At 66.1% G+C, this 25,099-nt stretch carries 20 protein-coding genes; 2 read left to right on the top strand and 18 right to left on the bottom strand.

Going from position 1 to position 25,099, the window contains the following annotated elements; genetic code table 11:
* Positions 1-25: 25 nt before the first annotated feature.
* Genes alkB through JAO85_RS10485 form a run of 4 tightly spaced genes read right to left on the bottom strand, consistent with a single transcriptional unit; the run spans position 26 to position 6,558 of the window.
* The gene (gene alkB / locus JAO85_RS10500; RefSeq protein ID WP_054073352.1) at positions 26-700 is read right to left on the bottom strand and encodes a DNA oxidative demethylase AlkB; all 675 of its coding nucleotides are present in this window, start codon (positions 698-700) and stop codon (positions 26-28) included.
* Positions 697-2,169: an efflux transporter outer membrane subunit gene (locus JAO85_RS10495; RefSeq protein ID WP_202788030.1), complete on the bottom strand. Its 1,473-nt coding sequence runs from the start codon at positions 2,167-2,169 to the stop codon at positions 697-699. The genes alkB and JAO85_RS10495 overlap by 4 nt, the downstream gene beginning before the upstream one ends.
* Positions 2,162-5,356, bottom strand: a complete 3,195-nt coding sequence (locus tag JAO85_RS10490) for an efflux RND transporter permease subunit (RefSeq protein ID WP_202788029.1) — start codon at positions 5,354-5,356, stop codon at positions 2,162-2,164. Before JAO85_RS10490 ends, JAO85_RS10495 begins: the two co-directional genes overlap by 8 nt.
* A gap of 11 nt (positions 5,357-5,367) precedes the next feature.
* On the bottom strand, positions 5,368-6,558 hold the full coding sequence (locus tag JAO85_RS10485) for an efflux RND transporter periplasmic adaptor subunit (protein ID WP_202788028.1): 1,191 nt from the start codon (positions 6,556-6,558) through the stop codon (positions 5,368-5,370).
* A gap of 341 nt (positions 6,559-6,899) precedes the next feature.
* Here JAO85_RS10485 and soxR point away from each other — a divergent pair, with 341 nt between their 5' ends.
* On the top strand, positions 6,900-7,370 hold the full coding sequence (soxR, locus tag JAO85_RS10480; protein ID WP_039049387.1) for a redox-sensitive transcriptional activator SoxR: 471 nt from the start codon (positions 6,900-6,902) through the stop codon (positions 7,368-7,370).
* Positions 7,371-7,377: 7 nt separating this feature from the next.
* On the opposite strand, the gene hutG is transcribed toward soxR, so the two are convergent.
* The 10 genes from hutG to JAO85_RS10430 form a co-directional block, all read right to left on the bottom strand.
* Positions 7,378-8,193, bottom strand: a complete 816-nt coding sequence (gene hutG / locus JAO85_RS10475) for an N-formylglutamate deformylase (protein ID WP_202788027.1) — start codon at positions 8,191-8,193, stop codon at positions 7,378-7,380.
* A gap of 41 nt (positions 8,194-8,234) precedes the next feature.
* On the bottom strand, positions 8,235-9,662 hold the full coding sequence (locus JAO85_RS10470; RefSeq protein ID WP_039049386.1) for a formimidoylglutamate deiminase: 1,428 nt from the start codon (positions 9,660-9,662) through the stop codon (positions 8,235-8,237).
* Positions 9,659-10,888: an MFS transporter gene (locus JAO85_RS10465; RefSeq protein WP_039049385.1), complete on the bottom strand. Its 1,230-nt coding sequence runs from the start codon at positions 10,886-10,888 to the stop codon at positions 9,659-9,661. Before JAO85_RS10465 ends, JAO85_RS10470 begins: the two co-directional genes overlap by 4 nt.
* 3 nt (positions 10,889-10,891) lie before the next feature.
* On the bottom strand, positions 10,892-12,034 hold the full coding sequence (locus JAO85_RS10460) for a histidinol-phosphate transaminase (RefSeq protein WP_202788026.1): 1,143 nt from the start codon (positions 12,032-12,034) through the stop codon (positions 10,892-10,894).
* On the bottom strand, positions 12,031-13,419 hold the full coding sequence (locus JAO85_RS10455; protein ID WP_202788025.1) for an FAD-binding oxidoreductase: 1,389 nt from the start codon (positions 13,417-13,419) through the stop codon (positions 12,031-12,033). Before JAO85_RS10455 ends, JAO85_RS10460 begins: the two co-directional genes overlap by 4 nt.
* Positions 13,420-13,444: 25 nt before the next feature.
* Positions 13,445-14,707, bottom strand: a complete 1,263-nt coding sequence (gene hutI / locus JAO85_RS10450; RefSeq protein ID WP_202788024.1) for an imidazolonepropionase — start codon at positions 14,705-14,707, stop codon at positions 13,445-13,447.
* Positions 14,708-14,846: 139 nt separating this feature from the next.
* Positions 14,847-15,413: a HutD family protein gene (locus JAO85_RS10445; protein WP_202788023.1), complete on the bottom strand. Its 567-nt coding sequence runs from the start codon at positions 15,411-15,413 to the stop codon at positions 14,847-14,849.
* A gap of 108 nt (positions 15,414-15,521) precedes the next feature.
* Positions 15,522-16,853 carry an amidohydrolase gene (locus JAO85_RS10440; RefSeq protein WP_370552202.1) on the bottom strand — a complete coding sequence of 444 codons (1,332 nt, stop codon included), beginning with the start codon at positions 16,851-16,853 and terminating at the stop codon, positions 15,522-15,524.
* Positions 16,854-16,873: 20 nt separating this feature from the next.
* Entirely contained in the window at positions 16,874-18,571 is a 1,698-nt protein-coding gene (gene hutU / locus JAO85_RS10435) for a urocanate hydratase (protein WP_003069512.1), read from the bottom strand.
* A 42-nt stretch (positions 18,572-18,613) separates the two neighbouring features.
* Entirely contained in the window at positions 18,614-20,083 is a 1,470-nt protein-coding gene (locus JAO85_RS10430) for a cytosine permease (protein ID WP_045839262.1), read from the bottom strand.
* Between the two features lie 144 nt (positions 20,084-20,227).
* Here JAO85_RS10430 and hutC (JAO85_RS10425) point away from each other — a divergent pair, with 144 nt between their 5' ends.
* Positions 20,228-20,944, top strand: coding sequence for a histidine utilization repressor (gene hutC, locus JAO85_RS10425; protein WP_202788022.1), 717 nt, complete (start codon positions 20,228-20,230; stop codon positions 20,942-20,944).
* Positions 20,945-21,037: 93 nt separating this feature from the next.
* On the opposite strand, the gene hutH is transcribed toward hutC (JAO85_RS10425), so the two are convergent.
* From hutH to JAO85_RS10405, 4 genes are all read right to left on the bottom strand, one after another.
* A complete protein-coding gene (gene hutH, locus JAO85_RS10420; RefSeq protein WP_202788021.1) occupies positions 21,038-22,597 on the bottom strand; it encodes a histidine ammonia-lyase in 1,560 nt (519 codons plus the stop codon).
* A 67-nt stretch (positions 22,598-22,664) separates the two neighbouring features.
* Positions 22,665-23,432: a histidine utilization repressor gene (hutC, locus tag JAO85_RS10415; RefSeq protein ID WP_177341123.1), complete on the bottom strand. Its 768-nt coding sequence runs from the start codon at positions 23,430-23,432 to the stop codon at positions 22,665-22,667.
* A 26-nt stretch (positions 23,433-23,458) separates the two neighbouring features.
* Positions 23,459-24,244 carry an ABC transporter ATP-binding protein gene (locus JAO85_RS10410; RefSeq protein WP_012836654.1) on the bottom strand — a complete coding sequence of 262 codons (786 nt, stop codon included), beginning with the start codon at positions 24,242-24,244 and terminating at the stop codon, positions 23,459-23,461.
* Positions 24,241-25,098 carry an ABC transporter permease gene (locus JAO85_RS10405; RefSeq protein ID WP_039049378.1) on the bottom strand — a complete coding sequence of 286 codons (858 nt, stop codon included), beginning with the start codon at positions 25,096-25,098 and terminating at the stop codon, positions 24,241-24,243. Before JAO85_RS10405 ends, JAO85_RS10410 begins: the two co-directional genes overlap by 4 nt.
* Between the last annotated feature and the right edge of the window lies 1 nt (position 25,099).

The following is a 25,099-nucleotide window of genomic DNA, read 5'->3' as shown; positions in this document are numbered from 1 at the left end:
CCGGGCATTGCCCTGCCGCCAGCGCCTATTCCGATGGCTGGCCTGCCGGGTAGCGAGCCTTGGCCATGCGGAACGTCAGATTCCAGCGCTCATTGCCAAGCAGCGGGTGCTGGCCCTCCCTGAGCGGAGCGACGCCATGGAACACCAGGCGTGAGGGCCCGCCCCAGACCAGTACATCGCCATGGGTGAGCGCAAGGCGCCGGGTGGGGCTCTGGCGCGTCAGCCCGCCCCAGAGGAAACGGCAGGGCAAGCCCAGCGAGACCGAAACTATGGGCGCAGCAAAGTCATGCTCGTCCTGGTCGCGGTGCAAGCCCATGCGCGCGCCCGGCTGATAGCGGTTGATCAGGCAGGCATCGGGTGCAAAACCCGGATAGCCGGCCAGCGCCGCCGCCCTGGCGGCCTGCTCGCCCAGAAAAGCCGGTATGGCAGGCCAGGGCTTGCCGGTCTGCGGATCGACGGCGCTGTAGCGATAGCCCTGCAGATCCGAAATCCAGCCCCAGCCGCCGGCGTTGGTGATCGCCACCGACATGAACTTGCCGCCGGGCACCTGCATGGTGCGAAATGCGGCCCGCGTCTGCAAGGCCGTCACCTCGGCCACCCAGCGCTGCTCCTCGGCTGCCGCAAAGCCGCGCAGCAGCACGGCACCGTCATCAATGATTTCGGCGGGCAGGGAGTCGGCAGGAAACAGCGAAAGCGTCATTGCAACGCCATCATAGGCCTGGCCGGCGACTGGCCCTCCCAGCCGCCGGCCAGCGCCTGGTACAGCGCCACGGCGGCACGCAGGCCGCGCGCGCGGCTGTCGGCCGCCGCGTCCTGGGCCGCGTAGAGGTCGCGCTGCGCGTCCAGCACCTCGTACAGGCCCACGCTGCCCAGGCGGTAGCGGCGCTGCGCGAGCTGCTCGGCCCGTGCTCGCTGCTCGGCTGCCTGGGCCAGATGCGCGTCCTCGCTGCGGGTGCGCGTGAGAAGCACCAGGGCGTTCTCGGTGTCCTCCAGCGCCAGCAACACGCTTTGCTGGTACTGGGCCAGCGCGACCTGGGCGCCCGCTTCGCTGGCAGCGATGCGCGCGCGTACGCGGCCCACGTCGAGGAAAGACCAGTCCACGCCCAGGAACACGCTGCGGCTGGCGCTGCCCGCCTCGAACAGCGCGCCCGTGCTGAGAGCGGAGCTGCCCAGCAGACCGCCCAGCGACAGGCGCGGGAACAGCTCGGCCGTGGTCACGCCCACTCGCGCCGTGGCCGCATGCAGACGCGCCTCGGCGGCGGCTACATCGGGGCGACGACGCAACAGCTCGGCGGGCGTGCCGGGAGCGATGGTCTCTGGCAACTGAGGCAACGCGGCCGGCGCGTTCAGCGCCGCGATCAGTGCCTCGGGCACCTGGCCGGTGAGCACGGCCAGCCGATGCTGTGCCACGGCAATCCGGGCTTGTAGCACGGGAATGCGCGAGCGCGTGGTCTCCAGCTGCGCCTGGGCGCGCGCCAGGTCGAAATCGGTGCCGCTGCCATGCGCCAGCCGCAGCTGAACCAGGCGCAGCGTGTCCTGCTGATTGGCGGCGTTGGCCTCGGCCAGCTGCAGGCGCTGCTGCCAGCCGCGCAGATCGGCGTAGCTGGCCGCGACCTGGGCCGCAATGGCGACCTGCAGCGCAGCCATATCGGCGGCACTGGCACGCAGCTCGGCGCTGCCGGCCTCGATGTTGCGACGCACGCGGCCGAACAGATCCAGCTCCCAGCTCGCATTGATTCCGGCGCTGTAGCTGCGCTGGCTGCGCGGCCCGCCCATGGCTTGGCTTTCGCTGCGTCTTTGCTGCAGCGCCTGGCCCGCCAGGGTAAGCGTCGGGAGCTGATCAAGACGGCTTTCGCGCAGCAGGGCCTGGGCCGCATCGAGCCGCGCCAGCGCAGCGCGCAGATCCTGGTTGGCCCGCAGGGCCTGCTCGACCAGCTGCGTGAGTTGCGCATCCTGGAACTGGCGCCAGAACGCGGCATCCGAACCGGTCTCGGGCGATGCCTGCTTCAGGACTGCAGACGGCTCGGCCCGCGCAAACTGCGCGCCGGCCTGAGGCAGCTCGGGCGTGCGGAAATCGGGGCCGACGGCGCAGCCTGCCAGCAGGGTCGCAAGGCCCGCCACGGCATATGCCAAAGCATGCCGGCGCAGAGGTTGGGGGATCTCAGACATGGCGGCCCTCCTGGGATGCGGGTGCAACAGTTGAAGCGGGTTGAACAGGCGTGCGGGTCGCCAGCGACCGGCCCGACAGGCGGCGCAGCGTGACGTAGAACACCGGCGTGAGGAAGAGGCCGAACAGGGTCACGCCCAGCATTCCCGAGAACACCGTCACACCCGTGGCCGCGCGCACCTCGCTGCCCGCGCCGCCGCCGATCAGCAAGGGCACGGCGCCCGCGATGAAGGCGATGGAGGTCATGACGATGGGGCGCAGCCGCAGGCGGCAGGCCTGCAGCGCGGCATCGACTGTTGGCGAGCCGCGCATCTCCAGCTCGCGCGCAAACTCCACGATCAGGATCGCGTTCTTGCAGGCCAGGCCCATGAGCACCACCAGGCCCACCTGCACGAAGACGTTGTTGTCGCCCCCGGCCAGCCAGACGCCGAACAGCGCCGCGCAGATGCACACGGGCACGATCAGGATCACGGCCAGCGGCAGGGTCCAGCTCTCGTAGAGCGCGGCCAGCACCAGAAACACCAGCATCACGGCGATCACGAAGACCACGGCTGCGGCATGGCTCTGCTCGACCTGCTGGTAGCTCAGATCCGTCCAGGCCAGCTCGATGCCGCGCGGCAGCGTGCGCTGCGCGATCTCCTGCAGCTTGGTCAGCACCTCGGCCGAGGACAGCAGGCGCGGATCGGAGTCGCCGATCAGGTCGGCGGCCGGAAAGCCGTTGTAGCGCAGCACCGGATCGGGTCCGTAGCTGGGCACCACGGTAACCATGGAGCCTATGGGCACCATCTCGCTGCGCGCGTTGCGCGTGCGCAGCTGGGCAATGTCCTCCACGGCCTGGCGGTAGTCGGCATCGGCCTGCAGCATCACGCGCCAGACGCGGCCGAAGGCGTTGAAGTCATTGACGTAGACCGAGCCCAGATAGGCCTGCAGGGTCTGGAACAGATCGGTCAGCGCCACGCCCTGGGCCTTGGCCTTGATGCGGTCCACCTTCACTTCCAGCTGCGGAATGTTGGACTGGTAGCTGCTGACCGGGTAGGTCATGCCCGGTGTCTTGGCAATCTCGGCCTGAAAGGCCTCAAGCGCCTGCTGCAGCGCTGCATAGCCCAGGCCTGCGCGGTCCTGCAGGAACAGCGAATAGCCCGATCCGTTGCCCAGGCCCTGGATGGGCGGCGGCATCAGCGCATAGGCGAAGCCGCCCTCGATCTGCGCGAACTTGGCACCCAGTTCGGCATTGATGGCCTCGGCGCTGCGTGTGCGCTCGCCGAAGGGCTTGAGCATGATGTAGGAGCTGGTCAGATTGGGCGTGGTCGTGGACTGCAGCGCATTGAAGCCCGCGAAGGCCGCGACCATGTCCACGCCATCCACGCTCTTGGCCGTCTCCACCATCTGGCGCGTGACCGCATCGGTGCGGTTCAGCGACGCGCCCTCGGGCAGCTTGGCGCCGGCAAACAGGTAGAGCTTGTCCTGCATGGGGATGAAGCCCCCGGGCACGGCATGGAACAGCACGGCAGTGCCGGCCAGCAGCGCCGCATAGACCGCGAACACCAGGCCGCGTCGGCGCAGCGAGCGGCCCACCGAATTCTGGTAGCCGTGGGCGCTGCGATCGAAGAAGCGGTTGAAGGGCCGGAAGAACCAACCCAGGCCCTTGTCGATGACGCGCGCCAGCGCATCGCGCGGTGCGCCATGCGGCTGCAGCAGCTTGGCCGCCAGTGCCGGTGACAGGGTCAGCGAGTTGATGGCCGAGATCACCGTGGAGATGGCGATGGTCACCGCGAACTGCTGGTAGAACTGGCCCGTGACGCCGCTGAGAAAGGCCATGGGCACGAAGACCGCGCACAGCACCAGGGCAATGGCGATGATGGGCCCGGAGACCTCCTTCATGGCCAGATGGGCCGCCTCCTGCGGGCTGTGGCCTTGCTCGATGTAGCGCTCCACGTTCTCGACCACGACGATGGCGTCGTCCACCACGATGCCTATCGCCAGCACCAGGCCGAACAGCGTCAGCGTGTTGATGGAATAGCCCAGCAGGTACAGGCCCGCAAAAGTGCCGATGATGGACACGGGCACAGCCAGCAGCGGAATGATGGAGGCGCGCCAGGTCTGCAGAAAGACGATGACCACCAGCACCACCAGGATCACGGCCTCGATCAGCGTGCTCTGCACGGCCTTGATCGAGTCGCGCACAAAGACCGTGGGGTCCCAGACGGATTCGAAGGCCACGCCTTCGGGCAGGTCCTTGGAGAGCCGGTCCATGGCCGCGTAGACCTGCTCGGCCACGCCCAGCGCATTCGCGCCCGGCGACAGGAAGATGCCCACGGCCGCCATGTTCTTGGTGTCGCTCCACGAGCGCAGCGTGTAGTCGCTGGCGCCCAGCTCGATGCGCGCCACGTCGGCCAGACGCACGACCTGGCCGCCTTCGCCGCTCTTGAGCACGATGTCGCCGAACTCCTCGGTCGTCTTCAGCCGCCCGCGCACATTGATGGACAGCAGCTTGTCGGACTTCTGCGCACTGGGCTCGGCGCCCAGCTGGCCGGCCGAGACCTGGATGTTCTGCTCTCGGATAGCGGCGATCACCTCGCCGGCCGTGAGCTGGCGTGCCGCCACCTTGTGCGGGTCCAGCCAGACGCGCATCGCATAGTCGCCCGCGCCATAGATGCCCACGTCGCCCACGCCGGGAATGCGCGCCAGCACATCCTTGATCTTGAGCGTGACATGGTTGCGCAGATACAGCGCATCACGCGCGCCGTCGCGGGACACCAGGCCCACGTACATCAGCGGTGTGGACGCCTGCTTCTGCGTGGTCACGCCGAACTGCCGCACCTCCTCGGGCAGCCGGCTCTGGGCCTGGCTGACGCGGTTCTGCACGCGCACGGCGGCGGTGTCGGGGTCGATTTCGGGACGAAAGGTAGCAACCACCTGCAGACTGCCGTCCGAAGCCGCGACCGACTTCATGTACATCAGGCCTTCGACCCCGTTGATGGCTTCCTCCAGCGGCACGGCCACCGACTCGGCGACCTCCTTGGGATTGGCTCCCGGATAGGTGGCGCGCACCACCACGCTGGGCGGCACGACCTCGGGATATTCGCCCACCGGCAATTGCGGAATGGCCACCAGGCCGACGGCAAACATGATGATGGAGAGCACGACCGCGAAGATGGGCCGGTCTATGAAGAATTTGGAGAAGTCCATGGCACTCCCCCTTACTGCGCAGCGGCGGGCGCAGGCTGCACGGCCGCTGCCGCCACCGGCCTGGGATTGACGGGCATGCCGGGGTAGTAGATGCGCTGCACGCCGCCCACCACCAGCCGGTCACCCGCGGTCAGGCCTTGTTCCACCAGGCGCCGGCCATCGACCATGCGACCCAGCGTGAGGTCGCGACGCTCGGCCACATTGCCTTCGCCCACCACATAGACGTACTTGCGGTCCTGGTCGGTGAGCACGGCCTTGTCGTCGATCAGCAGCGCCTGGGGCTCTGCCCCCTGCGGGTCCGGGCCGCTTTGCATCTGCACGCGTGCGAACAGTCCCGGCGTCAGCACCCGATCGGGGTTGGCCAGGCGCGCGCGCAAACGCATGGTGCCCGTACCCGGCTGGAGCTGGTTGTCGCTGAAATCCAGCGTGCCCGCATGGGCAAAGCCGCTGTCGCCGACAAGGGCCACGCGCACCGCGCGGCCCTGGCCGCTCAGGCCGGCCTTCTGGTAGCGCAGAAAGCTGTGCTCGTCGGCATCGAAATAGGCATACACCGGGTCCTGCGAAACCAGGGTGGTCAGCACGCTCTGGTCGGCCTGGGCCATATTGCCCACGGTGAGCAGGGCGCTACTGGCACGGCCCGTGATGGGCGCGCGCACCTCGGTGAAATCGAGCTGCAGCCGCGCGGTGGCCAGCTCGGCCTCGGCCGCGCGCACCTGAGCCGTGGCCTGGGCCAGTGTTGCGGCCCTTGTATCGGCCTCCTCGCGCGATACCGCATTCTCGGCCACCAGCTGGCGCGCGCGCTGGTCCTGCGTCTGCGCCAGCCCGGCAGCGGCACGCGCGCGTTCGAGCTGGGCCTGGGCGCTGGCCAGGGCCGCACGATAGGGCCGCTGGTCGATCACGAACAGCAGCTGGCCCTTCTTCACCTCCTGCCCCTCGGCGAAGGCGATGCGCTCGATATAGCCCGACACGCGCGAGCGCAGCTGCACCGACTCCACGGCCTCGATGCGGCCATTGAACTCGTCCCAGGGGCGTATGGCCTGCAAGGCAACCTCGACTACCTGCACTTCGGGCGCGGGCGGCGGCCCGTTGCCGGCATGGGCATCGCCCGCGCCGGGACGGTCGCAGCCCGAAAGCAGGACCAGCGCCGCGAGGCCGCCGGCCAGCAGCAAGGGCCGCAGCGGCGGCGTGGAATGGACTGACATATGGACTCTCCCAGAATGAATGCGCCCGCCCTGCTGGCGGCAGCAGGCCTGACGGAACGGCCACCTCTGCCTACAAGACGCAGGAGCAGCCAGGCTTGTGACAAGCATTGGCAGGTGGCTAAGAGAGATTCAATAAAGATAGCTGCTGCCGCACTTCACCAAACGACTTCAGGCACAAAACCATCTGAAGTCTTTTTTCATCATGCGGATACAGCTACGGTTATCAGAAGAACTCCGGCCAGCGCTTGGGCCGTTGATTGCGGCTCCACCGGCTATCGATCACAATGGCGGCATTCTTCAAGTTCAAGTTAACTTTAAGTCAAGCCCCGGAGAAAGACATCATGAAAACTGAGGATGATCCGCTGATGAGCATCAGCGACTTCGCGCAGCGCAGCGGCGTCAACGCATCGGCACTGCGCTTTTACGAGTCGCTGGGTCTGATCGAATCGGTGCGCAGCGCCGGCGGCAGGCGGCGCTACCACCGCTCGGGCCTGCGGCGCATTGCCTACATCGTGTTTGCGCAGCGTGTGGGCTTCACGCTGGAGGAGATCGCCGCGCAGCTGGCACGGCTGCCGACGCGGCATGTGCCCACGGGCGGCGACTGGCAGAAGATGTCGCGCATCTGGCAGCAGCGGCTGGACGAGCGCATCACCGAGCTGCAGCGCCTGCGCGACAGCCTCAACCAGTGCATAGGCTGCGGCTGTCTGTCGCTCAAGGTCTGCAGCATGTACAACCCCGGCGACCAATGCCAGCGCGGCGGCCCGGGGCCCCGCCGCTGGCTAGGCGACGAGCTGCAGGCCGAGGGCCACTAGCCTCGGCTCAGCGGCCGCTGGCCTGGGCGAAGGCCAGCACGGCCTGCAGCAGACGCTGCATGGTGGGCTGGATACGCGCCGCGACCTCGGGCAGGTAGCCAAAAGGCATCTGCTCCTGCATATAGCTGGACTGTGTCATCTCCAGCTGCACGGCGTGAAAGCCCTGCTCCGGCTGACCATAGTTGCGCGTGATGAAGCCGCCCTTGAAGCGGCCGTTGAGCACGCTGGTGTGGTCCGGTGCCTGCCGTGCAATGTCCAGCAGTTGCTGGGCCAGCGCCGGCGCGCAGCTCTTGCCGTCGGCGGTGCCCAGGTTCAGGTCGGGCAGCTTTCCCTCGAAAAAGCGCGGCAGCACCGAGCGGATGCTGTGTGCATCCCACAGCATGGCCACGCCATGCTGGCTCTTGATGCGGTCGAGCTCGGCGCGCAGCTGCGCATGATAGGGCTGCCAGTAGAGTTCGCGGCGGCGCGCGACTTCCGCCTCGTCGGGCTCCAGGTCCTTGCTGGCATACAGGGGCTTGCTGTCGAAGCCGTCAACCGGGCACAGCCCGGTCACGCTCTGGCCCGGATAGAGGCTGGCGCCATCGGGCGGACGGTTCAGATCGATGACATAGCGCGAATGCGTGGCGACCAGAATGGATGCGCCCAGCGCCTTGGCGAAGTCGTAGAGCTGCGGCATATGCCAGTCGGTGTCGTGGACTTCGCGCCCTTCGGGCGTGAGCCTGGCCGCAATGTCGGCCGGCACATGGGTGCCGGTATGCGGCATGGAAATCAGCAGCGGTGCCGTACCCTGGTGGAACACAAAGGGGGCGATGGCTTGGCTCATGGAGCGTCTCTCTTCTGTCAAAAATCTGAATGCAGTCGCCCTCAGGCGCCTTGCAGCAATGCCTTGCGGGCCAGGACAAAGCCCTGTTGCGCGACCTCGTGCAGCGCATGGCGGCCTGCCTGCACGCGCTGCTGGCCGCGAACCCAGACATCGGCTATGGCCGAGGTGCGATGGCTTGCAAACACATGGGCTGCATGGCCGCTGTCGGCTGGCAGGCCGTTGAGGGCCACATGCCGGGCATCGAGCACCACGAAGTCGGCCTGCTGGCCCACGGCCAGACCGGAAATGGCGCGGCCGGATGCCTGGGCACCGCCGGCCACCGCCTGCAAGGTCATGGAGGTCGCCACCTGGGGCTGGGCACCGCCGCCGAGCACATTGCGCTGGCGCAGGTTCAGGCGCTGGCTGTATTCGAGCATCAGCAGCTCTTCGGCCGCGTTGACCGTGGCGTGGCTGTCCGAGCCAATGCCCCAGCGGCCGCCATGCCTGAGCCACGCCGGCATGTCGAAAATCCCATCACCGAGGTTGGCTTCGGTGGTGGGACAGATGCCGGCCACGGCAGCGCTGCGAGCCGCGCCCGCATATTCCTCGGGCGTCATATGCGTGGCATGAACCAGGCACCAGCGCGCATCGACGGGCGCATGCTCGAGCAGCCATTGCACGGGGCGCTGACCGCTCCAGGCCAGGCAGTCATCGACCTCCTGGGTCTGTTCGGCGATATGGATGTGCACCGGCGCCTTGGGCAGCATGGCGTGCAGGCCTGCGAGCGCGGTCTTGAGGCTGTCCGGCGGCACGGCGCGCAGCGAATGCGGAGCCAGGCCCAGGGCTGCCTGCTGCGCCCTGGTCACGGGCTCCAGCTGCTGCAGCAAGGAGAGCATGTTGTCCGTGCTGCGAATGAAGCGGGCCTGATCCTCGCGAGGCGGCAGCCCCCCGAAGCCGCTGGTCTGATAGAGCACGGGCAGCAAGGTCATGCCTATGCCCGTCTTCTGCGCCGCACGCAGCAGTGCCAGGGACAGGCTGGCATCGTTGGCATAGGGCTTGCCGCCCACATCATGGTGCACATAGTGGAACTCGCAGACCGAGGTGTAACCTGCCTCCAGCATCTCCAGGTACAGCCAGGTCGCAATCGCTTCCAGCGCCTCGGGCGTCATGCGGTTGGCAAAGCCGTACATCAGCTTGCGCCAGCTCCAGAAGCTGTCCTGCGCCTGGCCGCGGAACTCGGTCAGACCGCCGAACGCACGCTGGAAGGCATGCGAGTGCAGATTGGGCATGCCCGGGATCACCGGGCCGACGGCGCGGATGGCGGTATCGACCTCGCCGGCCTCGCCGCTTTGCGGATCCACATCGGTGAGCACCTCAGCCAGACGCCCGCTCTCATCCCAGCTGAGCAGGACATTGCGCGCCCATCCCGTGGGCAGTAAGGCGTCTTCGGCAAAAAGTGTGCCGCTGGAGGAGGAAGAGTGCATGATCATTTCGAAATGCCTGAAGGAGATGAAACCAAACGCTGGCCACGGGCCGCAAGCGCCAGCGCAGCCACAGCCAGCAAGGCCAGCGCGGCGCTGACCTGGATGGCCTGGGTGTAGCCGCCAGTCTGGTCGAACACCCAGCCGGACGCGCTGGCGCCGACGACTGCCGCCAGCCCCACGCTGATGTAAAGAATGCCCAAAATGGCACCCAGTCGCAAGGTGCCGAACCACTGGGCGGCAAGGACGGGAAACAGGGCGATGCAGCCGCCATGCGCCGCGCCGAACAGCAGGGCAAACACGGCAAGCGCGGCCCAGCCATGGGCCTGCCACCACAGCAAGTGCAGCAGGGCCAGAAAAATGCTCAGACCCATGAGCAGACGCAGAGCTCCCAGCCTGTCGCCGAGACCGCCCAGCAGCGGCCGTCCCAGCACATTGCCAGCGCCTATCAGGGCGATCAGCCACTGGCTTGAAACGGCATCGATATCCAGGCCCTGGGCCATGGGAGCGATATGCACCAGGCCCGCAAACAGGCTCACCGAAGCCAGGAAAATGGCGAGGAAAAACCAGCCGAAGCTGCTGCTGCGCACGGCCTGGGACAGCTCCATGCCCTGTGCCTGGGCTGCAGCCTGGGCAGGGTGGGGATCGCCGTCGCAGCTCAGACCCAGCTGCGATGGCTGGCCGACCATGGACAGCGCGGCCGGCAGTCCCAGCAGCAAGATGGCCAGCGCAAACCACTGCATGGTGATCTGCCAGCTCTGCAATTCCAGCAGCCAGCCCGCAAACAGCGGCGCGGCGAAGGTGCCGACGCCGGTGCCGGCCGAGGCCAGGCCGGAGGCACGGCTGCGCAGCCGTATGAACCAGCGCTGCACGGCCACCAGGGCCGGTACGTAGATCAGGCCCACGCCAGCGCCCACGAACAGGCCGAAAACCACGAACAGCTGCGCCAGCGAGCGGGTCTGGCTGGCCAGCGCAAAGCCTGTGGCCAGCAGCAAGACCCCCGCACCGGTCACGCGGCGCAGGCCTATGCGGTCGGCCAGAGGGCCGGCAACAGCGCCCACGCAGTAATACAGCAAAGCCGTCACGGCAAACAGCGAGCCCACCGAGAAACGGCCCGCATCGAACTGCGTCTGGATGCTCTTGAAAAAAGCGCCAAAGGAATAAGCTGCACCGAAGGCCAGGGCGAGCAGGCCATGGGCCGCCGCCACAATCGTCCAGCCCCGGAACAGCTTCATGGCTCAGGCCTCGAGCGCGGCCAGCAAGGCCTGTACAAAACGCGCGTTGTCGCCTTCGGTGCCTATGGACACGCGCAGGAAATGCTCGAAGCCGGGCTCCTTCCAGGGTTTGACGATCACGCCCTGCCTGAGCAGCGCTTCGGTCACCGGGCCATTGGGACGGCCGAGGTCGAGAAACAGGAAGTTGGCCACCGAAGGCGCAATGCGCAGGCCTTGCAGCGGCCGGCCCGGCCCTGCCAGCGCCAGCAGCTGTCTGCGCAGATCTTCGCGCAGCGCCACCGTGGTCGCCACACCGCTGCGCATGTGCGCGGGATCGTTCCAGGCGGCCAGCGCCGCGCGCTGGGCCGCCATGTTCACATTGAAGGGCGAGCGTACCTTGTCCATCAGACCCACCAGCTCGTCGCTGTCGGCCATGCCGTAGCCCACGCGCAGACCGGCCAGGCCCCAGGCCTTGGAGAAGGTGCGCAGCACGATCCAGGGCCCGACACGCGCCTCCAGCATGGCCAGCACATCAGGGTAGTCATCGTCATGCAGCGCGTATTCGTAATAGGCCTCATCCACCACCAGCACGGTGTTGGCGGGCGTGGCCTCCAGCACCTGCGCAAACTGCGCCGCATCCATCATGCAGCCCACGGGGTTGGACGGGTTGGGCAGGAAGGCGATCTTGGGGGCCTTGGCCACGGCAGCGCACCAGGCGCCCAGATCGAAGCCCAGCTCCTCGTTGAGGTCGAGGAGCTCGACCTCCGCGCCCATCATCTTCGGATAGATTTCGTGCAGGCCGAACACGGGACGCTGGGTCACCACCAGATCGCCGGGAGCGAGAAAGACCTCGCAGAGAATCTTGATCAGGTCTTCCGAGCCGTCGCCGAAGACCAGACGCCCGGCGGGCAGCCCCGTGCGCTCGGCAATGGCTTCGCGCAAGGCCGTGCAGTTGGCATCGGGATAGTTACCCACATCGTTGGCCACCTCGGCAATCGCCCGGTGCACCGAGGCGCTGGCACCGAAGGGATTTTCATTGCTGGCCAGTCGCGCAATATCGGTCACGCCATAGCGCGCCCGCACCGCTTCGTTGGACAGGCCGGCGTTGTACGCGGGCAGCGGGCGCACCTGGGCCCGGGCCAGCGAGGCCACCAGGGAATTCGTCATAGATCAAACACCTTTCCGGGATTCATCAGGCCCAGGGGATCGAGGGCCAGCTTGATGGCCCGCATCGCCGCCAGCTCCGCGGGCGTGCGGCTGTTGCTCAGATAAGGCTTTTTGTGCAGACCTATGCCGTGCTCCGCGGAGACGCTGCCCTGCATCTCGCCCACGATGCGGTAGAGAAGCTCCTCCACCTGCTCGCATTCGCCGTTGACGGTCTTGCCATCCACCGAGACATGGAGGTTGCCGTCGCCCACATGGCCGAAGTACAGCGCCTGGTGACCAGGCCAGCGCGCGGCAAAAGCCTGCATGCAGGCTTCGGCAAAGCGGCCGATGTCGGCCTGGGGCAGGCTCACGTCGAAGTTGATTGCGGGATGCATATTGTTGTTGAGCTCGGCCGGGGCCTCGCGCAGCTTCCACAGCTGCTGCACCTGGGCGACCGACTGGGCCACGATGGCATCGAGCACCTCGCCGGCGTCCATGGCTTCCTCAAGCACCTGCTGCAGATCGCCCTGCAGCTGCGCCTCGTCCTTGCCATCCACATTGATCAGGGCCAGCAGGGGGTAGCGCTGCTCAAAAGGCGCAGCGAGCTTGAGCCAGGCCATGGAGGCCTGCACAAAGCTGTCCCACATCAGCTCGTAGGCCGCGACGCTGTTGCCGAAGCGCGACTGCATGCGCTTGAGCACGGCCAGCGCCGAGTCGAAATCGGGCATGGCCACCAGCGTCGTGGCCGTGGCCTGCGGCGCAGGACGCAGGCGCAGCAGCACGCGCGTGATGATGCCCAGCGTGCCTTCGGCACCGATGAAGAACTGCTTGAGGTCGTAACCCGTGTTGTTCTTGATCATGGGGCGCAGCATGGGCAGCACCGTGCCGTCGGCCAGCACCACCTCCAGGCCCAGCACCTGCTCGCGCATCATGCCGTGCTGCAGCACGCCGTTGCCGCCCGCATTGGTGGAGACATTGCCGCCGATCTGGCAGCTGCCGCGAGCGCCGAGATCCACGCCGAACACCATGCCGACATCGACGGCCGCCTCCTGCACGGCTTGCAGGGTGACGCCGGCCTGCACCTGCATCAGCCCGGTCTTGGCATCGATGTCCTCGATACGGTTCATGCGATCCAGCGACAGGGCCACTGCACCCTCCATCGGAACCGCCGCACCGGCCAGCCCGGTCAGCCCTCCCTGCGGCACCACCGCAACTCTGTGGGCGCTGCACAGACGCATGACCGCGCTGACTTCCTCCGTGGTCCGTGGGCGCACCAGCGCCAGCGGCTGCTGGGGCGGCGTGCCGCTCCAGTCGGTGCGGCTACGCTCGGGCGTGTCCGTGCCGCGCAGCACCACATCGGCGCCCAGGGTGGAAATCAGTTCATTGAGAAATTGTTCGTGAGACATCAGCAACCTTTCGCGCTCCCCGCATTCAGGCTTTGGCTTGCCGCGCAATCAGGCCCTGGCGCACCACCGTACAGTCAGGCTTGCTGCCAAACCAGTAGGCCAGCTCGGCAGCCTGCTTCACGGGCCAGAGCACGAAGTTGGCGGGACGGCCCACGGCAATCAGGCCTTGCTCGTCCTGCAGACCCAGAGCCTGCGCGGCATGCCGGGTGATGCCGGCCAGAGCCTCGGGAACCGTCAGACGGAACAGCGTGCAAGCCATATTGGCCATGAGCAGCAAGCTCAAGCACGGGGAGGTACCCGGATTGTGATCGGTAGAAATGGCCATCGGGACCTTGGCGGCCCTTAATTCCTCAATCGGCGGCACTTTGGTGTCGCGCAGCGTATAGAAGGCTCCGGGCAGCAGCACGGCCACGGTACCGGCCTTCTTCATCTCGTCAATGCCGTGTTCGGACAGGTGCTCGATATGGTCGCAGGACAGCGCGCCATAGCGGGCCGCGAGGGCTGCACCCTCCATATTCGACAGCTGCTCGGCATGCAGCTTGACGGGCAGGCCCAAGGCCTTGGCCGCCTGAAAGACCTGCTCGGTCTCGACCAGCGAGAAGGCGATGCGCTCGCAGAACACGTCGACGGCATCGATCAGGCCTTCGGCGGCCAGCGCCGGCAGCATGACCTGACAGACCAGATCCGTGTACTCCTGGCTGCGGCCTGCATATTCGGGCGGCAGCGCATGGGCCCCTAAAAAGGTGGTGCACACGGTCACGGCACACAGCTCGCCCAGGCGCCTTGCGGCACGCAGCTGCTTGCGCTCGTGTTCCAGGGCCAGGCCGTAGCCCGACTTGATCTCTATGGCCGTCACGCCTTCGGCCAGCAACTGCTCGAGACGCGGCAGCGCCAGCGCCACCAGCTCGTCCTCCGACGCTTCGCGCGTGGCCCTGACGCTGGAGACGATGCCTCCGCCGGCCCTAGCCACTTCCTCGTAGCTGGCCCCGGCCAGGCGCATGGCGAACTCGTTGGCACGCTCGCCGCCATAGACCAGGTGGGTGTGGCAGTCGATCAGGCCCGGCGTGGCCAGGCGCCCTGCGCCATCATGCCGGGGCAGCGCCTGGTATTCGGCAGGCATGGCATCCTGCGGGCCCACCCAGACCATGCGGCCTTGCTGCACCACGATACAGGCCAGCGTGCCTTCGGGAATATCCGCCACTTCGGAGACATACAGCTCCGGCGCCAGACGCAGGTTGTACCAGCAGCCGTCGGCAGAGACTGCGGGATGGGAAATAACTTGCGTCATGGTGATGCTCCTAGTGTTCGATTACGGCAATTCAAACCATGAAACTACTGATTTCATAGCTTCATGCGCTTGCCACTCCTGATTTCTCATATCAATACACATTGAAACGTCCAATTCAAGAGTGCAAGCTGCTCGTGTTTTAGCTGTGCGGCGTCAGGCTGACCAGGATCAGCCTGGCCTGCTCGTCCTGCGCCAGCAGCGGCTCGGCCTGGGGGCTGGTCCACCAGAGGCCTTGACCGGCTTGCAGTATCCGCCCGTCGGCGCATTTCCAGCCACCCTCGAGCACCATGCAAAGCCCTGCGGCGCTCAGCCCCGCCTCTGCCCGGCAGCCGAGCTGCTCCAGACTGGCCGACCACTGTCCGCGCCGGGTCATGACATTGAAGTCGCTGGACGGCCCGCCCAGCAGATCGCAATCGAGAGCCATATCGCCCGAAAAGGTGAAGGGCTGCCAGCGCTCGGTCAATGCATGCTCGAGCCCGGCCTGGGCGCTGTGCAGCCGTACCCCGTCGCCATCGAGCAGCATGATCTGGCGGTCTATGCCCGGAAATGCAGAAAACGGGCCGGCCTGGGCAATCGTGGCCACGCTCACGCGCCAGCCAAAGCTGTCCATGCCCGCACCCTGCGGCCAGCAGGCAATCTCGCGCGTGCTGCCGCCCCCGTTCTTCCACGGGCTGGGCGCAATCTGGTTCAGGTCAAAGCGTTGCATCGATCAAAAGCACAAAAAATTAAACCAAAACACCGCGCTAGAACCGGCGTGCCCCAGCGCGGAAGTACCGAGCAGGGGCCGCAGCCGTCTGGCAAGCAACGATGCATGTCAAGGCTTGTCCAGGAAGCCCAGCGCCGCCAGGCTCATGGCCTTCACGCCGGTCTTGATGGAAGGCTCCGGCAGCGGCGCGAACTGCGGCGAGTGGTTGAACACCAGCGGCTTGCCATCGGGGCGCTGCGAGGCGGCCACTTCCTGCGGGTCGGTGACGCCGACCAGGAAGAACATTGAGGGCACGCCCTCGGCGCCGTATTCGGCGAAGTCTTCGCTGGTGGTCAGCGGCGGCGTGCGCGTCACGTTGTCGGCCCCCAATGCGGCCTTCAGCACCGACTCGACCTTCGCCACGACGGCCGGGTTATTGACGGTGGCGGAGCTGGTGTCCGGCAGCGCGATATCGGGCTCCGGCGCGCCAGCCGCTGCGGCCGAGGCAAGCGCGACACGGCGCACGCCGTCGAGCAGTTGCGCGCGCACCGCCGGTGCGTAGCTGCGGATCGTGCCGCGCAGCACCACCCGGTCGGGGATGATGTTGCCCGAGCTGCCCGCCTGCATCGCGCCGATGGTGACGACGCCGAACTCCATCGGGTCCTTGTCACGGCTGACGACCGACTGCACGTCGACGATGAAGCGCGCGGCAATCATCACCGGATCGAGCGCCTTGTGTGGCGCCGAGCCGTGGCCGCCACGGCCCTTGAAGGTGATCTGCACCTCGTTGGCGGCCGAGGTCATCGGCCCCACCGCGTAGCTGACGGTGCCGATGGGGCGCGGGTCGGTGTGCAGCGCCAGCGCCACGTCGGGCTTGGGAAAGCGGGTGAACAGGCCGTCGGCCAGCATGGCACGCGCACCGGCGCCGGTTTCTTCCGCGGGCTGGGCAACCAGCATGAGCGTGCCGCGCCACTGCGACTTCAGAGCCGACAGCGTGCGCGCCACGCCGACCCACGCCGCCATGTGAACGTCGTGGCCGCAGCTATGCGCCACGAAGGTCTCGCGGCCGTTCCAGGTGGTCTTGGCGCGGCTGGCATAGGGCAGGCCGGTCTTTTCCTCCATAGGCAGCGCGTCCATGTCGGTACGGACCATCACCGTGGGGCCCGTGCCGTTGCGCAGCAGGGCCACCACGCCGGTCTTGCCGACCTGCTCCGTCACCTCGAAACCTAGGCCGCGCAGCTCCTTCGCCAGCCGGGCGGCGGTACGGGTCTCGGCAAAGCCCAGTTCGGGGTGGGCGTGCAGATCCTTGTACAGCGTATCCAGCTGCGGGTACATCTGGCCCAGCAGGCGATCGATCGCGGCGGGCTCCTGCGCGGCTGCCCAGCCGGGCACCAGCAGCGCCGCAGCCAGGGCAACGCCGCGCAGCAATGCGGGAGCACGGAGGATTCTCCGTTGAGTCATGTGCGCGGCGGCCATGGCGCTTACTTCACCATGGGCAGCTTCAGGCCCTGCTTGCGTGCGGTCTCGATGGCCAGCTCGTAGCCTGCGTCCGCATGGCGCATCACGCCCGAGCCGCAGTCGTTGACCAGCACGCGCGCCAGCCGCGCGGCGGCTTCATCGGTGCCGTCGGCCACGATGACCATGCCGGAGTGCTGCGAGTAGCCCATGCCCACGCCGCCGCCGTGGTGCAGACTGACCCAGGTGGCGCCGCCGGCAGTGTTGAGCAGGGCGTTGAGCAGCGGCCAGTCGGAGACGGCATCCGTGCCGTCCTTCATGGCTTCGGTCTCACGGTTGGGGCTGGCCACGGAGCCGGTATCCAGGTGGTCGCGGCCGATGACGATGGGGGCCTTGAGTTCGCCGTTCTTGACCATTTCATTGAAGGCCAGGGCCGCCTTGTGGCGCTCGCCCAGACCCAGCCAGCAGATACGTGCGGGCAGGCCCTGGAAGGCGATGCGCTCGCGCGCCATGTCCAGCCAGCGGTGGGTGTGCTTGTTCTCGGGGAACAGTTCCTTGATCTTGGCGTCGGTCTTGTAGATGTCCTCGGGGTCGCCCGACAGCGCCACCCAGCGGAACGGGCCCTTGCCCTCGCAGAACAGCGGACGGATGTAGGCGGGCACGAAGCCGGGGAAGTCGAAGGCGTTCTTCACACCCTCGTCGAAGGCCACCTGGCGGATGTTGTTGCCGTAGTCCACCGTGGGGATGCCCATGGCCTGGAAGTCCAGCATGGCCTGCACGTGCACGGCGCAGCCCTGGGCCGCGGCCTTGGTCAGCTTGGCGTGCTGGCTGGGGTCGGCAGCGGCTGCTTCCCACTGTGCCACGGTCCAGCCCACGGGCAGGTAGCCGTTGATCAGGTCGTGGGCCGAAGTCTGGTCGGTCACGATGTCGGGCTTGGGGCCGCCGGCCTTGGCGCGCTTGACCAGCTCGGGCAGGATTTCAGCGGCATTGCCCAGCAGCGCGATGGAGACCGCCTCGCCCTTTTCGGTGTGATGCTTGATCAGGGCCAGGGCGTCGTCGACGTCCTTGGCCTGCTTGTCCACATAGCGGGTGCGCAGACGGAAGTCGATGCTGGACTGCTTGCATTCGATGTTCAGCGAGCAGGCGCCGGCCAGCGTGGCGGCCAGGGGCTGGGCGCCGCCCATGCCGCCCAGGCCGGCCGTGAGAATCCACTTGCCGGTCAGGTCGTTGTTGTAGTGCTGGCGACCGGCTTCGACAAAGGTCTCGAAAGTGCCCTGCACGATGCCCTGGCTGCCGATGTAAATCCAGCTGCCGGCCGTCATCTGGCCGTACATGAACAGGCCCTTGCGGTCCAGCTCGTTGAACTTCTCCCAGGTGGCCCACTTGGGCACCAGGTTGGAGTTGGCGATCAGCACGCGGGGCGCGCCCGGATGGGTCTTGAACACGCCCACAGGCTTGCCCGACTGGACCAGCAGGGACTCGTCCTCATTGAGTTCCTTGAGGGACGCCAGGATCTGGTCGTAGCACTCCCAGTTGCGGGCTGCGCGGCCGATGCCGCCGTAGACCACCAGGGCTTGCGGGTTCTCGGCGACCTCGGGGTCGAGGTTGTTCTGGATCATGCGGTAGGCCGCTTCGGTCAGCCAGTTCTTGCAGCTGAGCTGGTTGCCGCGAGGGGCGCGGATGACGCGGGTGGGGTCGATGCGCGAATCGTTAGGGGTAGTCATGGCTGCTCCTTTGACAGTAATGGAGAGAATATGGAAAAGGCGTTACGGCTCGGCTCGGAAGCGGGTTGCCTCGGCGTAGAAGTCGGGCTCGACGGCTGGGGCCGGGCTGCACTTGGGATAGATCATGGCCGCAGGCACCTTCATGGACCGCTTGGCCAGTGGGTAGTACACCAGCGATGTCACCAGCAGGCTGACGATCCAGGAGATGTCGGCACCGCCCAGCATGGAGGCGAGCGGACCCTTGTACAGCGCCTGGTTCAGGAACGGGATCTGCACCAGGATGCCCAGCACATAGCAACCCAGCGCCATGAAGTTGTAGCTGCCATAACGGCCCTGAGGGTCGTATAGCGCGGGAATGTCGACCCGCTCCTTGGACACCAGGTAGTAGTCCACCAGATTCACCGCGCTCCATGGCACGAAGACGGCGAGCAGCAGCAGCACGAAGTTCTTGAAGTTGTTCAGGAAGTCGGCGCTGGCCAGCAAGGCCACCACCAGCGACAGCAGCACGAAGCCGACGATGTAGGCGATGCGCGCGACGGGCGAGATCTGCGTCTTGTTGTTGAAGCCGCTGACCGTGGTCAGGATGGTCATGAAGCCGCCGTAGGCATTGAGGCAGTTCACCGTGAGCTTGCCCGAGACGATCACCAGGTAGATCACGATGGCGGCAGGGCCGGCCAGGTCACCGATGAAGCCGACCTGGTTCTTCAGGAACTGGCCCCCCAGCGCGGCGACCAGCACGCCCAGCGTCATGGCGATCTGCGCGCCGATCACGCTGCCCATGAAGGTGGTGGTGAAGGCCCGCGACGTAGGCGTGTTGGACGGCAGGTAGCGCGAGTAGTCGGCGACGTAGGGCGCGAAGGTCATCTGCCAGCCGGCCGACAGCGCGATGGTGAGCAGGAAGCTCGCCCAGGTGAAGGGCTTCTGGCCGAAGGCGCTGGCCACGTCGTACTGCATGCCCAGGCGCACGGCCAGGTAGGCAAAGCCCAGCAGCCCGATCACCGTGGCCACGCGGCCGAGCACGTGGATGAGGCGATAGCCCACCACGGCCACGATGGCGGTCAGCGTGCCGAAGATGATCATGCCGGTCTGCGGGGCCGAGAAATCGAACATGCGGTTGATGGCCTGGCCCGAGAGAACCGTGCCCGTGGCCGCGAAGCCCAGGTACATGAGGATCACCAGCAGCAGCGGCAGGGCCGCGCCCTTGACGCCGAACTGCACGCGGCTGGAAATCATCTGGGGCAGGCCCAGGCGCGGGCCCTGGGCCGAGTGCAGGGCCATGACGATGCCGCCGAGGATGTTGCCGATCAGCAGACCGATGATGGCCGTCATGGCCTCCGCGCCGAACACGATGGCCAGCGCTCCGTCGACAATGGCCGTGATCTGGCAATTGGCTCCGAACCAGAGGGTGAACTGGCTGGAGGGCGAGCCGTGGCGCTCGCTCTCCGGAACCATGTCTATGGTTCTGGTCTCGATGGCGCCAGAGGAACCCAGCGTTGCTGTATCAATACTCATGAATTGCTCCGTCAATCCCTCTGGATGTCTCTTATATGTCCGAACAACTTTCATTTATTTTCGCAAAGTTGTATAGACTAATTTTGTGATTTACTCCCACCCACGTCAATCATCTAGACAGCTTTTCTGATCCACACAAACCCTATGTCGCGAACCGATACCACCGCCGCCGTACCTGCGTTCCAGCGCATCAAAGACCATGTGCTGCAGCAGATTCAAAGTGGCGTATGGCAGGAAGGCCAGGCCATTCCCAGCGAGGCCGCCCTGGTCAAGCAGTTCAATGTGGCGCGCATGACCGTCAACCGCGCGCTGCGCGAGCTCAGCGACGAAAAGACACTGACGCGCGTCCAGGGCTCGGGCACTTTCGTGGCCCAGCAGAAGTACCAGGCCACCCTGGTCGAGCTGCGCAATATCGCCGACGAAATTGGTGCACGCGGCCACCGGCACCGGGGGGAGCTGCAGCGGCTCGAGCGCTGCAAGGTCGATGCCGCCCTGCTGCGCCAGTTCGAGCTGAGCGCCGCCACCCATCTGTTTCACTCCGTGGTCGTGCACTTCGAGAACGATGTCCCCATCCAGGTCGAAGACCGCTATGTGAATCCGGCCGTGGCTCCCGACTATCTGAGCCAGGACTTTGCAAGCCAGACTCCCAATGCCTACCTGGTGCGCGTGGCTCCGCTGCAGGGCGTGAATTTCTCCATCGAAGCGAGCATGCCCACGGCCGAGGTGGCGGAGCTTTTGCGCATGGAGGTCACCGAACCCTGTCTGGTATTGCGCCGCAGAACCCGCTCCCAGGGCCAGGTGGCCTCGGTTTCGGCCCTGTGGCACCCGGCTTCGCGCTATCAGTTCGCCGGCAGTTTCTGACCCGCCGCCCCGGCAAGCGCAGCCGGAACGCCGCCCCGCAACGGCAAGAACCGCTCTTGCCCGATGCTTGCGGCGTGACGGCATGGTGGCGGCTCAGACCGCGTTGCTCGGCAGAATGCTCTGCAACACCTCGGGCCAGGCGGTTTCCAGCGCCCACAGACGCATGATTTCGATATCGGGGGCCAGATAGCGGTCCTTGTCCAGGTAAGGCACCTGGCTGCGGATCAACGCGTACTGCTCCTCGATCAGCGGCGAGCTCTTGAGCCGGCGATCGAAGTCCATGCCCTGGACCGCGGCCATGGCCTCCACGCCCACGATCACGGCCGTGTTCCTGACCATGTCTGCCAGGCGACGCGCGCCATAGGTGGCCATGGAGACATGGTCTTCCTGGTTGGCCGAGGTGGGCAGGCTGGTCACGCTGCTGGGATGGGCCAAGCACTGGTTTTCCGCCGCCAGGGCAGCCGCCGTGACCTGGGCGATCATGAAGCCCGAGTTGACGCCGCTGTCCTCGATCAGAAAGGCCGGCAGGCGCGATAGTCCGGTGTCCAGCAGCAAGGCCATGCGACGCTCGGAGATGGCGCCGATTTCAGCGATCGCCAGGGCCATGATGTCGGCGGCGAAAGCCACGGGTTCTGCATGGAAGTTACCGCCCGAAATCACGTCGCCGTTGTCGAACACCAGCGGATTGTCCGAGGCGGCATTGGCTTCGATGACCAGCACGCGCGCAGCATGGCTGAGATTGTCCAGGCAGGCGCCCATGACCTGCGGCACGCAGCGGATGGAATAGGGGTCCTGCACGCGCCCGCAATTGGGGTGCGAGGGGTCGATGGCGCTGCCGTCCAGCAGCGAACGCACGGCAGCCGCCACGGCGATCTGTCCATGCTGGCCGCGTGCCGCGTGGATGCGCGCATCGAAGGGCTTGATGGAACCCTGTATGGCTTCCAGCGTCAGGCAACCGGCGACCAGTCCTGCGGCCAGCACGCTTTCGGCCTGGAACAGGCCGGCCAGCGCCAGCGAGGTGGAGACCTGGGTTCCATTGAGCAACGCCAGCCCTTCCTTGGGGCCGAGCACAAAGGGCTCCAGGCCGATATGCTGCATGGCCTCACGGCCGGAAACGAGCTTGCCGCCCACCTTGGCCTGCCCCTCGCCGATCAGCACGCAGGCCAGGTGCGACAGCGGCGCCAGATCGCCCGAAGCCCCTACCGACCCCTTGGAGGGAATCACGGGCAGGACATCGGCATTGGCCATGGCCAGCAGCGCGTCCACCAGCGCCGTGCGGGCTCCCGAATGCCCGCGGGCCAGACTCACGGCCTTGGTGGCCAGCACCAGGCGCACCACATGATCCGGCAGCGGCTCGCCCGTGCCCACGCTGTGCGAAAGCACCAGATTGCGCTGCAGCTCGGCCAGGCGCTCATGCGCGATCTTGGTCGAAGCCAGCTTGCCGAAACCGGTGTTGATCCCGTAGACCACCTGGTCTTCATCGACGATGTGCTGCACATGGGCCTCGGCCTTGCGCATGGCCGCATAGGCGGCCTGCGCCATGCTGAGCTGCACGCCGCCGTCCTGAATGCGGCGCAGCTGAGCCAGCGTGAGCTCGCCGGGATGCAGTTCCAGTTCGGAGTTCGAGAGCTCTTGGGTGGTGGTAGTGTTCATGGCTATACCTGTCTATACAGTCAAGAGAAACAAAAACGTACTGAGGGATTCAAGGGCCTGGCAGGGATCAGCCGCCGTGCACTGAATCGGTTCGGAAACGGCTACCGAGTCGGTAGCGCATGCCCGGATGCACGCAATGCACCCAGGTGATAGGGACGCCGCGCAGCCAGGTACGGCGCGTGAGCATCAGGCAAGGCTGGTCGAGAGCCATCTGCAACAGCCGGGCCTGCTCGGCCGTCGGCAAGATCGCATCGACCACATGCTCGATCTGGTCGTACTGCACATTGCGCACCAGATAGACCGAGGGTTGCACGGCAGAGAAATCCTGGTCCATGAAGTCGGGGACCAGACGGGGGTTCACATAGCGGTCTTCGATCTGAACCGGCAGCTCGTTTTCGAAGTGCACGCCATGCAGATGAAAGACCGAGGCGCCGACCGCCAGGTCCAGCGCCGCGGCGACCTCGGGCGAGGCGGACTCGCGGCGCATGTCGAGCAGCTCGAAGCGATGGTCATGCCCGCGCTGGGTGATCTCTTCACCGATATTGGCGATGCGCAGCAGGGTCGATTGCGGCTTTTCCTCGGCCACGAAAGAGCCGACCCCCGCCACACGCACAATCACGCCCTGCTCTGCCAGTTCGCGCAGCGCACGGTTCACCGTCATGCGCGCCACGCCGAACTCGTTGACCAGCTCCTGCTCGGAAGGCACGCGCGCACCGGCCGCCAGCGAACCGTCGCCGATCTTGCGCAGCACATGGTCCTTGACCTGCTGGTACAGGGCCATTGGCACCTCCGCCGTCGGTGAGGAAAAACGAGTAGCGGTGGGGCGGGAAGGCATGGTGTGGACTGTGGTCATGAAAACCCTCAGTGTGCAGCAGCCGCCAGCGCCTCGGCGCGAATCTCTTCTGTCAGTCGGGCTTTAAGCTCCATGAATTCCGATGATGTCTTGACCGTGTAGTGACGTGGATGCGGCAAGTTCACAGGAATGTCGGCTTTGATGCGGCCCGGGCGGGCGCTGAATACCGCCACGCGGCTGGCCATGAAGATGGACTCGTCGATGTCGTGCGTGACGAAGATCACAGTCTTGCGGTGCTTTTCCCAGATGCCCAGCAGCAACTCCTGCATGACCACCCGGGTCTGGTTGTCCAGCGCGCCAAACGGCTCGTCCAGCAGCAGGATCTTGGGATCGTTGGCCAGCGCCCGTGCTATGGCCACGCGCTGCTGCATGCCACCAGACAGTTGCTTGGGAAAGTGCTGCTCAAAGCCGCGCAGCCCCACGCTGGCGATGAAGTACTCGCTGATCTCCTTTTGCTGGGCCTCAGGCACTCCCTTCTCGCGCAGACCGAAACAGATGTTCTGGCGCACGTTGAGCCAGGGAAACAACGTATAACTCTGAAACACCACGCCACGGTCAGCGCCCGGCCCTTCGACACGATGGCCATCGAGGAGTATCTCGCCGCCAGTGGGCGTCTCCAGCCCCGCCACCAGCCGCAGCAGCGTGGACTTACCGCATCCCGAAGGCCCCAGAACGGTGATGAAATCGTTGTCAGCCACCTCCAGGCTCGTGGGCTGTAGCGCCGTGGTGGGAGAGGCTCCCCGGGCCGTGCCCTGGAAGACCTTGGTGACTTGGCGTATGGACAGGCGGCTCATCGCATCAGGCTCCAGGGGAAAAGCAGTTGGTTCAGCTTCTTGAACAGCAGGTCCGAAGTCAGGCCCACGAGGCCGATGATGACGATGCCGGCAATGATGTTGTCGGTGGCCATCAACGCCTGGCTGTCCATGATCATGTGGCCTATGCCCGAGGCAGCGCCGATCAGCTCGGCGACCACCACATAGGTCCAGCCCAGACCCAACACCTGGCGCAAGGCCTCGGCGATTTCGGGAGCGGCACCGGGCAGCAGCACGCGCCGGATCACGCTGGAGTCGGTGGAGCCCAGCGTGTAAGCGGCTTCGACCAAGTCACGCCGCGCATTGCCGACGATCATCATCACCATCAGCGTGAGCTGGAAGAAGCAGCCGATGAAGATGATGGACAGCTTCTGCGCCTCGCCTATGCCCACCCACATGATCAGCAGCGGGATGAAGGCAGAGGCCGGCAGATAGCGCGCGAACGAGACGAAGGGCTCGAATATGGCCTCTATGGGCTTGTATGCTCCCATGGCAATGCCCAGGGGCACGGCGATCACGGCCGCCAGCACAAAGCCGCCCATCACCCGCCATACCGTCATGCCCACATCGTTCAGGAAGCCGAATTCGGTGAACAGTTTCCAGGCCGCTTTCAGCGCTTGCAAGGGCGATGCCAGGAAATGGGGAGCGACGATGCCGGCCACCGTCAGGAACGTCCAGAACAGCAGGAATAGCGCGAAAAATGCCACCCCCAGAAAAAGGCGGACACGAGGTTCTACCGGATACAGCAGCTTCATCTTGCGAGGTCCGTGGGAAGCCGGCGCAGCGGCGGACTCTCCCGCCACCGCCTGCTTGTCTATGGAACTGACGGAGACCATG

Source organism: Comamonas sp. NyZ500 (genome assembly GCF_016772095.1).
In the GTDB taxonomy this organism is placed as follows: domain Bacteria; phylum Pseudomonadota; class Gammaproteobacteria; order Burkholderiales; family Burkholderiaceae_C; genus Comamonas; species Comamonas thiooxydans.
The sequence above is the reverse complement of the archived record's forward strand: the minus strand, read 5'-3'. Positions and strand labels throughout refer to the sequence as shown.